Here is a 13,200-nt window from a genome sequence, read left to right as displayed (position 1 = left end):
GTCTCGCACCATCGGGTTGGAGAGGATGTCGGCGTTCGGGGCAGGAGATCCCCCGGGAAGAAGGCCGGGTGTCGGCAGTTGGAATGAGCGGTCCCCGCTTGCGGGACTAAGCTGCGGAAGGACAGGGAGGGGACCGACCCCTTACTGCCTGACCGCTCTGAGGAGCGATTAACGATGTTCGAGAGGTTCACCGACCGCGCGCGGCGGGTTGTCGTCCTGGCTCAGGAAGAAGCCCGGATGCTCAACCACAACTACATCGGCACCGAGCACATCCTCCTGGGCTTGATCCACGAGGGCGAGGGTGTCGCCGCTAAGGCCCTGGAGAGCCTCGGGATTTCGCTCGAGGCGGTCCGCCAGCAGGTGGAGGAGATCATCGGGCAGGGCCAGCAGGCTCCGTCCGGGCACATCCCCTTCACCCCCCGTGCCAAGAAGGTCCTGGAGCTGTCGCTCCGCGAGGCCCTTCAGCTGGGCCACAACTACATCGGCACGGAGCACATCCTGCTCGGCCTGATCCGTGAGGGCGAGGGCGTCGCCGCCCAGGTCCTGGTCAAGCTGGGCGCAGACCTCAACCGGGTGCGGCAGCAGGTCATCCAGCTGCTCTCCGGTTACCAGGGCAAGGAGACCGCCACCGCCGGCGGGCCTGCCGAGGGCACCCCCTCGACGTCCCTGGTCCTCGACCAGTTCGGCCGCAACCTGACGCAGGCCGCTCGTGAGTCCAAGCTCGACCCGGTCATCGGGCGCGAGAAGGAGATCGAGCGCGTCATGCAGGTCCTGTCGCGCCGTACCAAGAACAACCCGGTCCTGATCGGTGAGCCCGGCGTCGGCAAGACCGCCGTCGTCGAGGGCCTCGCCCAGGCCATCGTCAAGGGCGAGGTGCCCGAGACGCTCAAGGACAAGCACCTCTACACGCTTGACCTGGGCGCGCTGGTCGCCGGCTCCCGCTACCGCGGTGACTTCGAGGAGCGCCTGAAGAAGGTCCTCAAGGAGATCCGCACCCGCGGCGACATCATCCTGTTCATCGACGAGCTGCACACGCTCGTGGGTGCGGGTGCCGCCGAGGGCGCCATCGACGCGGCTTCGATCCTGAAGCCGATGCTGGCCCGCGGTGAGCTCCAGACCATCGGTGCCACCACGCTCGACGAGTACCGCAAGCACCTGGAGAAGGACGCGGCCCTCGAGCGCCGCTTCCAGCCGATCCAGGTCGCGGAGCCGTCGCTGCCGCACACGATCGAGATCCTCAAGGGTCTGCGCGACCGCTACGAGGCCCACCACCGCGTCTCGATCACGGACGAGGCCCTCGTCCAGGCCGCGACGCTGGCCGACCGGTACATCTCGGACCGCTTCCTGCCGGACAAGGCGATCGACCTGATCGACGAGGCCGGTTCCCGGATGCGCATCCGCCGGATGACCGCGCCGCCGGACCTCCGCGAGTTCGACGAGAAGATCGCGGGCGTGCGTCGCGACAAGGAGTCGGCCATCGACTCCCAGGACTTCGAGAAGGCAGCTTCGCTCCGCGACAAGGAGAAGCAGCTGCTTGCGGCGAAGGCCAAGCGCGAGAAGGAGTGGAAGGCCGGCGACATGGACGTCGTCGCCGAGGTCGACGGCGAGCTGATCGCCGAGGTCCTCGCGACCGCCACCGGCATCCCGGTCTTCAAGCTGACCGAGGAGGAGTCCTCGCGTCTGCTGCGCATGGAGGACGAGCTCCACAAGCGGGTCATCGGCCAGAAGGACGCCGTCAAGGCGCTCTCGAAGGCGATCCGTCGTACGCGTGCCGGTCTGAAGGACCCGAAGCGTCCGGGTGGTTCGTTCATCTTCGCCGGCCCGTCCGGTGTCGGTAAGACCGAGCTGTCCAAGGCGCTCGCCGAGTTCCTCTTCGGTGACGAGGACGCGCTGATCTCCCTCGACATGTCGGAGTTCAGCGAGAAGCACACGGTCTCGCGTCTCTTCGGTTCGCCCCCCGGCTACGTGGGCTACGAAGAGGGCGGCCAGCTCACCGAGAAGGTGCGCCGCAAGCCGTTCTCCGTCGTCCTCTTCGACGAGGTGGAGAAGGCCCACCCGGACATCTTCAACTCGCTGCTGCAGATCCTGGAGGACGGTCGCCTGACCGACTCCCAGGGCCGCGTCGTGGACTTCAAGAACACGGTCATCATCATGACGACCAACCTTGGAACCCGTGACATCTCGAAGGGCTTCAACCTGGGCTTCGCGGCCACGGGTGACACGAAGACCAACTACGAGCGTATGAAGAACAAGGTGTCGGACGAGCTCAAGCAGCACTTCCGTCCCGAGTTCCTCAACCGTGTGGACGACGTCGTCGTCTTCCCGCAGCTCACGCAGGACGACATCCTCCAGATCGTCGACCTGATGGTCGGCAAGGTGGACGAGCGCCTGAAGGACCGGGACATGGGCATCGAGCTCTCCCAGTCCGCCAAGGAGCTGCTGTCGAAGAAGGGTTACGACCCGGTTCTCGGCGCGCGGCCGCTGCGTCGCACGATCCAGCGCGAGGTCGAGGACACGCTCTCGGAGAAGATCCTCTTCGGCGAGCTGCGTCCGGGCCACATCGTGGTCGTCGACACGGAGGGCGAGGGTGAGAACAAGACCTTCACCTTCCGCGGCGAGGAGAAGTCGGCCCTGCCCGACGCCCCGCCGATCGAGGACGCGGCCGCGGGTGGCGGTCCGAACTTGAGCAAGGAGGCGTAGCCCCTCCGGGGTGAGCCAGTGAGAAGGGGGCCGGTGCTGTTCAGCACCGGCCCCCTTCTCGTGTGTCCGGGTCACCGTGGGACGAGGACGACCTCGGCGCGGGGGAAGAGACGGGCGTACCGATCGGCCGGGAACGTCATGCCCGGGAGGGTCTGGAGGAATACCTGGTCGACGTGGGGGAGCCGGGCCGGCAAGTCTTCGAGGACCTCGGTGCCGTGCATGTGGGTCAGATGCAGGGTGGCCACGCCGGGTAGCTCAGGCAGCTCTCCGCAAACGGAGGGAAAGATGTGGAACAGGGCAGCGTCGAGGTACAGCGAGGTGAGAGCCGGCAGGGCGGCGATCTCCTGCCAGTCCTCGGCGGTAGGAGCTGTGGTGGGGGCTCCGAGGCTGACGGCCGAGAGTGTCTGCCAGTGGCTCAGGCCGCGTAGCCCTGTCGTCGCCGTGGCGTGCCGATCGAGGAAAAGGAACTCCAGGGGAGCGTCGACGGGCAGTCGCTGAATCAGCGAGGTTCCCGGCACCTCACCGGTCAAGGAGAGTCTCGTCAGCGAGCGCAGTCCGGCCAGTCCCGCGACGCTGCCGTCGCAGCCGAGAAAGGAGAGCGGCAGGGCGGCGAGGGGCGCGAGGTCCCGCACGTTCGGGCAGTTCGACACCTCCAGCCAGTCGAGCGCGGAACAGGCGGCCAAGGCGCCCAGATCGTCGACCAGAGGGTTGTCGCGCAGGCCGAGGAGCGTCACCGCGTGCGGGTCCGGGAGCGCGGCGACGACGTCCGGCAGCGCGTGCGGGCCGTGGAACAGCACCCCGGGGCAGGGCCGCATCCGCGCGAGCGCCGCACGCTGCTCCGCCGACTCGCAGGTGAAGTACAGGTCCGGGCGCGCCAGGTGGTCGAGTACCTCGGCCGCGTACTCCTCCGTGGCGAACCGCTGCCACGTTCCCGCCAGTTGGCGCCGTACGTCCAGTGCCGGATGGTCCCGGAAGCGGCGCAGGACACCGAGGGCCACCTGCGGCTCGCTCGCGCCCAGGATCGAGGCGGTGACGGCCACCCCGTGGGCCTCCTCGTCCGTCAGCCCCTCCGGGCCCGGCAGCAGCTCCAGGACCAGGGGGCCCGCCTCGGCCAACTCCTTCGCGGCGGTGGACGTGTTCGGCGGGATCAAGGCGGCCGCCGACCGCTCCACCTCCGCCCGCACCTCGGGGGCGAGTGTCGTCGCGTGTTCCAGGCAGGCCAGGGCGAGGAGGGTCAGGCGTGGGGTGCCGGAGGAGAGCAACTCGCGCAGTAGCGCGGGGCGTTCGCCGGGGCGGGCGTGGGCCACCGTCATCCGGATCGCGTCCTCGCCCACTGGATCGTCGGCGAGGCGCTGGACGAACGGCAGCGCCAGGCCCTCCTCGACGGCGTGCCGGGCGCCCAGGTAGTCCTGGAACGTACGGTGCACGAAGTTGACGACACCGTTGGCGGGTTGGCGCAGCAGACCGCTGCGCAGCAGCAGGGCGGACAGGACCGCCGGCGCGTCGCCGAGGGGCGACGCCGACGCGACGGACGGCAGGCGGCGCTCCAGGGCGGCCTCCGCCGCGTCCCGGCTCATCTCCGTACGGCCGCTCAGGATCAGCGCGTAGGCGAGGTGCTGAAGGAGTTCGAGCTGGGCCTCCTCGCCCAGGTCGACGCCGGTCATGCCGCGTTCCCGGTCGCGCCGGGTGAGCAGCATGGACAGGGCCGCGTCGTACAGCTCCTTGCGGCCGGTGGGCAGATAGCCGCGCCGTTCGCGGTGCAGTGCGCAGATCAGGCCGCACATGAGGGGGTTGGTGGCGAGCCGGGCCAGGTCCCGCTTGGTGCGCAGCGCGTCCAGGAGAGCGCCCTCGTACGCGCCCGCCTCGGCGGCCGTGTGCCAGCGCCGTACGAAGGTGGTGACGTCGGCGCCGCGCATCGGCGGCAGCAGCACCTCGCGGAAACCGGCGTCGGCGAGCCAGTCGGCGCGGACGGCGGTGGGGCGGGTGGTGAGCAGCCAGCGGTTGCCGTCGTACGCGCCGATCAGCGAGGTCAGCCAGGAGCGGACGCGGTGCCGGTCGGCGGCCGGGATCTCGTCGAGCCCGTCCACCAGGACCAGCGCGCGCCCGGCGCCGAGGACCCGCTCGGCCCAGCCGTCGGGCGCGGTCAGCGGGCAGCCGACCGCGGTGAGGAAGGCGGCGGGCGAGGGCAGCTCGGCGGCGCGTACGAGGGTGCGCAGCGGCAGGACGATGGGGACGTGGCCGGTCGCGGTGACCGCCAGCCACTGGATCAGCGTCGTCTTGCCGGAGCCCGCCTCGCCGCGCAGCAGCACCCGGTCGTGATCGTCGTCGAACGCGTCCTCGGCCCGGATCCGGGCCGGTGCCACGGCTCCCGGAAGATCGTCGAAGGAGCCGGTGGGCGTGGTGGCCGTCGCCTCCAGGCTCAGATAGGCCACCTCCAGCGGCCAGCGCTCGGGCGCGTCCCGCAGATCGATGCCGTAGATGGTGAGGTGCCGGTGGCGTTCGGCGACGTAGGAGAGATAACGCTGCTCGAAGGCGGTGTCCGGGGCGTCGGCGGGCGGGGTGCGGCGGATCAGCTCGTCCGTCCTGGCGAGCAGCTCGTGCTGGCCGCGGCTCTGCTCGACGAGGGTGCGCGCGACGAACGTGGACCGCTGGGTGAAGAACTGCAGGAGGTGCTCGCACGCCCAGCCGGTGACCGTGTCGAGGAAGAGGTCCGCGTCGGCGGACAGGCCGGGGTCGGGGGCCGCGCGGCGCAGTGCCCGGGCCAGTGCCGAGTGGCCCAGGCGCACGGCCTGTACGTCGTCCATCGCCAGGTCGCCGAGAGCGTGCAGGGTGTCGGCCAGCGCGTGCACGACGGCCTCGGTCTCGGCGGCGGGGAACGGCTCCTCGCCCGGGCCGTCGAGTGCGGCCGTCACCGTCCGGCGGGCGAGGCGGAGCAGGTCGTCGCCGGTGAGCGTGCGCTTCTCGCCGCGGAACGAGACCAGCCCCGAGAGACGGACGGGCCGGTCGGTGAGGCCGGCTCCCGGACCCTCCTGGACGATCAGCTTCCGGAGCGCGGGGACGAGCGCGCTCGATGCCAGCCGGGTGCCGAGCACAGCGGGATCCATGGCTCGGGAGCGTAGCCCCGATCACACTCCCGGAAGGTTCGATCTTGCCGTTCGGTGACATGACGCACAGGGTCACAAGGGCCTACTAGAGGCGGTAGGAGTCCGGCGGGACCGTGGTCCGGTTGTTACACCGTTGATGGGTTCGGGTGAATTGTCCGTTTCATGGGATCGAGGGAGCGGGGGCCGCCGTGGGGCTCGGGGGTGCGCCCGCGAAGAGGGGTTAAACATGAGATCGGGGGATAAGTCGGACGAATTCCGGCCGAAGATCGACAGCTGTCAAGCAATCAACGTTTTGTGGCAGTCGTACGAGATGGGGTAGTAGATGGGGCTTTTGGGCGGGGCCGGGGGAGCGGGTTACCAAGGGATGGCCGACCCGGTGGCACCAAGCGGTGCGCCGGGTCTCCCCACGTCCCCGAAGCAAGGTCTCCCTCCATGTCGAAGCGCACCCTGTCCCTCCGCCCCGGTACGTCGAAGCTCCGCAACCGTGCCGCCGTCGTGGCCGCCGGCCTCGGAATGACGGCGGCGCTGGGCGCCGGGGCCGCGTTCGCCGCCGACGGGCAGGCCGCCGCCCTGCCGAGCGGGGCCGCCGCCTCCGTCAAGGCGCAGGCCGCCGCCCAGGCCAAGGCCGCCACCTCGGTGCAGCAGGCCGCCGCCAAGAAGGCCGCCTCCTGGGTCGACCCGGTCGCCCACTACACCCTCTCCGCCGGCTACGCGCAGGGCGGCAGCATGTGGGCCACCGGTCACCACTCCGGCCAGGACTTCGCCGTGCCGACCGGCACCTCGGTCATGGCCGCGCACGGCGGCACCGTCGTCAAGACCGGCGGCAACGGCGCCGGTGACGGCCCCGCGTACGGCAACGCCGTCGTGATCAAGCACAGCAACGGCACGTACTCCCAGTACGCGCACCTGTCCCGGATCGACGTGCACGTCGGCCAGTCGGTCGCGACGGGCCAGCACATCGCGCTGTCCGGCAGCACCGGCAACTCCAGCGGCCCGCACCTGCACTTCGAGATCCGTACGACGCCGAACTACGGCTCCGCGGTCAACCCCGTCGCCTTCCTCAAGGCGCAGGGCGTGACCGTCTGACCCGACGGACTCAGTGCTTGTGGGCCTGGGTGATCAGGTCCGTGGCGACCTCGAGGATGGCGAGACGCTTCTCCTCGGGGTCGCCTTCGACGTCCTTGAGGACGAACATCCCGGCGTGCATCGAGAACAGCGCGCTGATGCAGCGCACGCGGTCGGTCAGTGAGGCGTCCTCGGGCAGCAGCTGGGCGATCAGGTCGTGCATCCGGTCCTTGAAGTTCTCGCCGATGCTCAGCTCGCGCATCTGCGCCTGGTTCTCCTGCATGAAGCGGAAGAGCGGGGCTGCCTCGGACAGCGCCTCGCTGTAGCGGGTGAGGATCTCCCGCTTGGTCTCCAGGGGGGCGGGGCGCGGCTGCTCCTTGGCCCAGGTGATCAGCTCGTTGATCGGCGCCATCAGGTCGCTGAACAGGCTGACGACGATGTCTTCCTTGGTCTTGAAGTGGTAGTAGAGCGCCGCCTTGGTGACGCCCAGGCGCTCGGCGATCTCCCTCAGGGACGTCTTCTCGTACCCCTGCTCGGCGATCAGTTCGAGGGCCACGTCCTGGATGCGCTGGCGGGTGTCCCCGCGGCGCTGCTGCGGCTTGCTGCTGCCCGTGACCATCTGTGCCCCTTGCCCGCCTGCTCTTGGTTCTCGTCTCTTGGGAGAAAACTTACTTGACGACCGGCTAGTTGTCGTCCTACCTTCCCCAGTGTAAGGAACTAGCCGGGCGGCAAGTAAGTAGGAGTGTGGGGGACATGGCGCAGACCGAGAAAGTGGCGGACAGGGGGGAGAGGGTGAAACAGCCGCAGCCGCGCAGTGTGCGCGTCGTGCTGATGGCGCTGATGATCGCCATGCTGCTCGCCATGCTCGACAACATGATCGTGGGCACCGCGATGCCGACGATCGTCGGTGACCTGGGTGGCATCGAGCATCTGTCGTGGGTGGTCACGGCGTACACGCTCGCCACCGCCGCCTCCACGCCCATCTGGGGCAAGGTCGGCGACATGTACGGCAGGAAGGGTGCCTTCCTGACCTCCATCGTCATCTTCCTGATCGGCTCCGCGCTCAGCGGCATGGCCCAGGGCATGACCGAGCTGATCGCCTTCCGGGCCGTCCAGGGCCTCGGCGCCGGCGGTCTGATGGTCGGCGTGATGGCCATCATCGGCGACCTCATACCGCCCCGGGAACGGGGCAAGTACCAGGGCATGATGGCCGGTGTCATGGCGCTCGCCATGATCGGCGGGCCGCTCGTCGGCGGCACCATCACCGACCACCTCGGCTGGCGCTGGACCTTCTACATCAACCTGCCGATCGGCGCCGTCGCGCTGGTCATGATCACCGCCGTGCTGCACCTGCCGAAGAAGCGGTCGGGCGGCTCCATCGACTATCTCGGCGCCGCGCTGCTGACCGTCGGCATCACCTCGATCGTGCTGGTCACGACCTGGGGCGGCAGCGAGTACGCGTGGGGCTCCGCCGTGATCATGGAGCTCATCGGGCTCGGGGTCGCCGCGCTCGTCGGGTTCGTGTTCTCGCAGACCAAGGCCGCCGAGCCGATCCTGCCGCTGCACATCTTCCGCAGCCGCAACTTCACCCTGATGTCGGTGATCGGCTTCATCACCGGTTTCGTGATGTTCGGCGCCGTGCTCTTCCTGCCGCTGTACCAGCAGTCCGTGCAGGGCGCGTCCGCGACCAACTCCGGGCTGCTGCTCCTGCCGATGCTGCTGTCGATGATGGTCGTCTCGCTCGTCGCGGGCCGGGTCACCACCAGCACCGGCAAGTACAAGGTGTTCCCGGTCGTCGGCAGCGTGCTGATGATCGGCGGGCTGTTCCTGCTCTCGCAGATGGACACCGGCACCTCGCGGTTCATGTCCGGCGTCTACATGGCGGTGCTCGGTGCCGGTATGGGCTGCCTGATGCAGATCACCATGCTCGTCACGCAGAACAGCGTCGAGATGAAGGACATCGGCGTCGCGTCCTCGTCGGCCACCCTGTTCCGGACGCTGGGTTCGTCGTTCGGTGTCGCCATCATGGGCGCGCTGTTCAACAACAAGGTGCAGGACGTCATGGCCGAGCGGGCCGGGGCGCTCGGCGGCAGGATGACCGAGAAGTCGGCGCAGCTGGACGCCGCCAGTCTGGCCAAGTTGCCGACGCCGGTTCGCGAGGCGTACGAGTTCGCTGTGTCGTCCGGGACGCATGTGGCGTTTCTGCTCGGGTCCGTGGTGGCTGTCGTGGCGCTGATCGCCTCGGTGTTCATCAAGGAGGTCGCGCTGCGTGGGGGGCCCTCCGGGCAGGAGCGGGAGGCGGCGCCGAGCGGGGACGCGGTGGCGGAGCCCGTCTGATCCCCGCCCCCGTCGAGCGGCCCCCGGCACCTTGGTCGTGGGGGGCCGCTTCGTCGTTCGTCCGCGCGCCGGTGGGGGTTTGTCGCGCAGTTCCCCGCGCCCCTGGGTAGTCGTTCGTCCGCGGCCCGGTGGCCGCTTCTCGCGCAGTTCCCCACGCCCCTGAGATGCGCACTTCGTGCGGCATCTCATCGAGAGAGGCGCGCCACCCGCCCCGCCGAAGAGGCGCGCGAAGCGCGGCCTCAGGTCCTGGGGGAGAGGCGCGTGGAGCGCTGCCTCTGGGGGAGGCTGCGCGTCAGCGCATGCCTCAGGGGCGCGGGGAACTGCGCGACCGGCCACGACGAGAGCCGCGTGTGACGTCTGGGTTTAGGGGGCACGCGCGAGGCGCGCGTGACGTCTGGTTTGAGGGGCGCGGGGAACTGCGCGACCAGCCCCCACCCACCGTCAGCCGAATGACAACCCAGGGGGACCGTCAGAGGGGCCCGGGCAAGCGGACCATCGGGAAGCTGCCCGTGTTGGTCGGGGCGTGTTCCGGGAGCCAGAGGACCGCCACCGCACCCTCGGCCGGCGTCCCGGGCTCGGCACCCGGCGGACGTACATTGCGGAACGTGAGCCGGGCCCCGAGAACCTGCGCCTGCCCCGCGGCGATCGTCAGACCAAGACCGTGCCCGTGCCCCGCCCGATCGGCGGCACCGGTACGGAACCGGCTGGGCCCCTCCTCCAGCAGATCCTCCGGAAACCCGGGACCGTGATCGCGGACCCGGATGACCCGGCCCTCCACGCTGACCTCTATCGGCGGCCGGGCGTGCTTGGCCGCGTTCGCGAGCAGGTTGAACAGGATGCGCTCCAGGCGGCGCGGATCCGTCGTCACCTCGGACTCGTGTATGACGCTGACCGTGATCCCGTCGAAGGCCCGCGCGGCGACCCGCCGGCTCACGAACTCGCCCAGCATGATGTCCTGCAACTCGGCCCGCTCCGCCGAACTGTCCAGCCGGGCCACCTCCAGCACGTCCTCGACGAGCGTCCGCATCGCCTGCGCCCGGTCCCTGACCAGCTCACTGGGCCGCCCGGGCGGCAGCAGCTCGGCGGCGGTGAGCAGCCCGGTGACCGGAGTGCGCAGCTCGTGCGCGATGTCCGCGGTGACCCGGCGCTCGGCCTCCAGACGCTGCTTGAGCGCATCGGCCATGGCGTCCACGGCCTGCGCGAGATCATCGGTCTCGTCCCGCACGACCCCGCCGATGGCGTCCCGTACGCGGACGTGCGTCTGCCCCTGGGCGACATCCCGGGCCGCGCTGGCCGCCTTGCGCAGCCGCCGCGAGAGCTGCCCGCCGATCAGGACACCGAGCGCGCTGCCGCCGAAGACGACCGCGATGGAGCCGATGATCAGCGCCTGGTCGAGATCCTTCATCACGGTCGCGCTGCGATCGGTGAACCGGGTGTGCACCGAGAGGACGTCCCCGTCGGCCAGCGGCACCGCGGCCCAGATGTCCGGCACCCCGTCGGACGGCTCGGACACATAGGTGGCGCGGCGGCCGTCGAGCACCTTGGCGCGCAGCTCGGCGGGGAGCGCCGGATCGTCGACCTTGAAGCCGACCGGCAGATTGCCGCCGCGCGCCTCGTACTGGCGCTGCACGAACTGGATCCGCTCGTCCTGCACGTCCCGGGCGTTGTCCAGCATCGAGACCCGTGCCGCGTTGTGCACGACCAGGCTGAGCGCGATCGCCACCAGTGCCCCGACCAGCGCGATGGCCACGCTGATCTTCCAGCGCACGCCACTGCGCAGGCTGCGCCGCAGCCGCCGCGGCAGCAGATGCCGCAGCCGCGCCGTCCCGGGCCTGTCCGCCGGCCCCCTCATATCCGCTGTCCCATCCCGTTCGCCCGGTCCGTGCCGTCGAGCCGGCTCAAGCCTTCAGTTTGTAGCCGAAGCCGCGGACCGTCTCGATCCGGTCCTGGCCGATCTTGGTGCGCAGCCGCTGCACATGGACGTCGACGACGCGGGTGTCCCCGCCCCAGCCGTAGTCCCACACGCGCTCCAGCAGCTTGTCGCGGGACAGGACCGTGCCGGGCGCCGACGAGAACTCCAGGAGCAGCCGCATCTCGGTCGGCGTCAACGCCACCTGCGTACCGCCCTTGGTGACCTCCATGCCCTCGGTGTCGATCTCCAGATCGCCGAAGTGCAGCACGGCACCGGAACCGGCGTCCGCCGCCGCGCCGCCGGAGCCGCCCGCCGCCGGACCGCCCGCATGCCCGAAGCGGCGCAGCACGGCCCGGATCCGGGCCACGAGCACCGCCCCGTCGAACGGCTTCGTCACGTAGTCGTCGGCACCGGCCTCCAGGCCCAGGACGACGTCGATGGAGTCCGCGCGCGCGGAGAGCATGATCACCGGGACGGTCGACTCGTCCCGGATCCGGCGGCACAGCGAGACGCCGTCGAGCCCCGGCACCATCACGTCGAGCAGCGCGATGTCGGGCCGGTCCGCGCGGAACGCCTCCAGGCCCGCGAGCCCGTCCGGCATCGCGGTGACCACGAAACCGTCCCGCTCCAGGGCGAGCTGGGTGGCCTCGCGGATGACGTCGTCGTCCTCGACGAACAGGACGTGGGTCTGCTCGCCCCTGCGCTCAGCCATGTGGTGCTGTCCCTTCCGTTCCCGTACCGATCCGAGCCGCCCGCCGGGCCGGGTCAGCCGTCCTGCGCGGGCGACGGCGACTCCCCGTCCACCGCGTGGCTGTAGTCGTTGTGCGTGCGCTCCACCTCGGTGAAGCGACCGCCGCTCCAGCGGTACGTGAGGATCTCCTCGCCCGACGGAGAGGCGACGGAGTCGCCCTTCTCGTACACCTGCTTGGTGACCACGAGATCACCTCGGTCTATCTCCGCGTACACCGGGGGTTCCTCGGCCTGGAAGACATTCTTGTACGTGCCGTCGTCGTCGCGATACACGTACGTGCCGATGCCGACGGCGTCGCCGCAGGTCATCACGTTGACCACGATGTCGTTCGACGTACCGCCGGTCAGGTTCCCGTAGCTCACGTCGACCGGGTACTCCTTGGCCACACACGGCTTCAGGTCGCGCTTGATGTCGGAGCTGACCTTCGGGTCGCTCTTCACCAGCCGCACCGCGTTCACCGACGCGGGGGTCGGCGACGGGGACGGGGAAGCGGCGGCGGCGTCCGGTGCGGGGCTGACCGTGGTGCCCGGCGCGGTCGAACCGACCGGGGCGGTGCGGGCCGGCCCCTCGTCGCGGGCGCCGGTGCCGCCCGCCGAGCAGGCCACGAGGGCCCCGGCGAAAAGCCCGAGGGCGGCGAGCCCGGCCAGTACCGGACTCCCCGCCTTCACCGCCCGAGTGGCGTGCCGCAAGATCTTCCCCAAGGCTCCACAGAGCCCCACCCCAAAGGCACGTATGCCTAGGCCGCGCAACGCTCCCGCTCCTCACGACGGTCGAGCGCACCCGCCACCAGTTCCTCCCGGTTCCGGCTCTCCAGCTCTTCGCGGAGCCGGGCGAGGGCCCGGTGCAGCGTGCTCTTCACGGTTCCGGCCGACATTCCGAGGGCGGCGGCCGTCTCCTCTGTGGACATCTGCTCCCAGTGTCGCAGCACCACGACACTGCGCTGCTTCGGAGCCAGCACCTTCATGACGTCCATCAACAGGGCTCGGTCCGCGTGCTGTTCGGTGGAGTCGTCGATCGTCGACTCCGGAAGCTGCTCGGTCGGGACCTCCTCCAGCTTCCGGGCCCGCCACCACTCGGTCCGCGTATTGATCATGACGCGGCGCAGATAGGCGTCGGCGAGACGCTTGTCCGCTATCCCGTCCCACCGCCCGTACGTCCGCACGAGCGCCGTCTGCAGCAGGTCCTGGGCGTCCACGGGGTCCGGCACCAGACGCCGGGCGCTGCGCAGCAGAGCGTCCTGCCGCGTCCGGACGTACTCCTCGAACTCGAGCACCTCACCACCGTGCGCCATGATGAACCGCCTCCCGTATCCCGCTTGCTCCCCGTGGTCC

Annotated in this window: 9 protein-coding genes; 3 read left to right on the top strand and 6 right to left on the bottom strand. The window is 70.1% G+C overall.

All coding sequences use genetic code 11. The features are described 5' to 3' along the window. Positions 1–174 precede the first annotated feature (174 nt). Positions 175–2,700: an ATP-dependent Clp protease ATP-binding subunit gene (locus tag ABII15_RS17215; RefSeq protein ID WP_353943212.1), complete on the top strand. Its 2,526-nt coding sequence runs from the start codon at positions 175–177 to the stop codon at positions 2,698–2,700. Between the two features lie 71 nt (positions 2,701–2,771). Here ABII15_RS17215 and ABII15_RS17210 read toward each other — a convergent pair whose 3' ends face one another. Then, on the bottom strand, positions 2,772–5,804 hold the full coding sequence (locus ABII15_RS17210; RefSeq protein ID WP_353943211.1) for an NACHT domain-containing protein: 3,033 nt from the start codon (positions 5,802–5,804) through the stop codon (positions 2,772–2,774). A gap of 432 nt (positions 5,805–6,236) precedes the next feature. Between ABII15_RS17210 and ABII15_RS17205 the strand changes: the two genes are divergently transcribed. Beyond that, the gene (locus ABII15_RS17205; RefSeq protein WP_353943210.1) at positions 6,237–6,890 is read left to right on the top strand and encodes a M23 family metallopeptidase; all 654 of its coding nucleotides are present in this window, start codon (positions 6,237–6,239) and stop codon (positions 6,888–6,890) included. A gap of 10 nt (positions 6,891–6,900) precedes the next feature. Here ABII15_RS17205 and ABII15_RS17200 read toward each other — a convergent pair whose 3' ends face one another. Beyond that, positions 6,901–7,488, bottom strand: a complete 588-nt coding sequence (locus tag ABII15_RS17200) for a TetR/AcrR family transcriptional regulator (RefSeq protein WP_353943209.1) — start codon at positions 7,486–7,488, stop codon at positions 6,901–6,903. Between the two features lie 134 nt (positions 7,489–7,622). Here ABII15_RS17200 and ABII15_RS17195 point away from each other — a divergent pair, with 134 nt between their 5' ends. Continuing rightward, positions 7,623–9,206 (top strand): MDR family MFS transporter, encoded by a 1,584-nt coding sequence (locus ABII15_RS17195; protein ID WP_353943208.1) that lies wholly within the window; start codon positions 7,623–7,625, stop codon positions 9,204–9,206. Positions 9,207–9,675: 469 nt separating this feature from the next. Here ABII15_RS17195 and cseC read toward each other — a convergent pair whose 3' ends face one another. The 4 genes from cseC to ABII15_RS17175 form a co-directional block, all read right to left on the bottom strand. Next, a complete protein-coding gene (gene cseC / locus ABII15_RS17190) occupies positions 9,676–11,058 on the bottom strand; it encodes a two-component system sensor histidine kinase CseC (protein WP_353943207.1) in 1,383 nt (460 codons plus the stop codon). Between the two features lie 46 nt (positions 11,059–11,104). Further along, the gene (gene cseB, locus ABII15_RS17185) at positions 11,105–11,830 is read right to left on the bottom strand and encodes a two-component system response regulator CseB (protein WP_353943206.1); all 726 of its coding nucleotides are present in this window, start codon (positions 11,828–11,830) and stop codon (positions 11,105–11,107) included. A 53-nt stretch (positions 11,831–11,883) separates the two neighbouring features. After that, entirely contained in the window at positions 11,884–12,516 is a 633-nt protein-coding gene (locus ABII15_RS17180; protein ID WP_353947094.1) for a hypothetical protein, read from the bottom strand. An 89-nt stretch (positions 12,517–12,605) separates the two neighbouring features. Next, positions 12,606–13,160, bottom strand: a complete 555-nt coding sequence (locus ABII15_RS17175) for a SigE family RNA polymerase sigma factor (protein WP_353943205.1) — start codon at positions 13,158–13,160, stop codon at positions 12,606–12,608. Between the last annotated feature and the right edge of the window lie 40 nt (positions 13,161–13,200).

The sequence above is a fragment of the Streptomyces sp. HUAS MG91 genome (assembly GCF_040529335.1).
Lineage (GTDB): Bacteria > Actinomycetota > Actinomycetes > Streptomycetales > Streptomycetaceae > Streptomyces > Streptomyces tabacisoli.
Note: the sequence above shows the minus strand (reverse complement) of the source record. Positions and strands in the feature narration are given on the sequence as shown.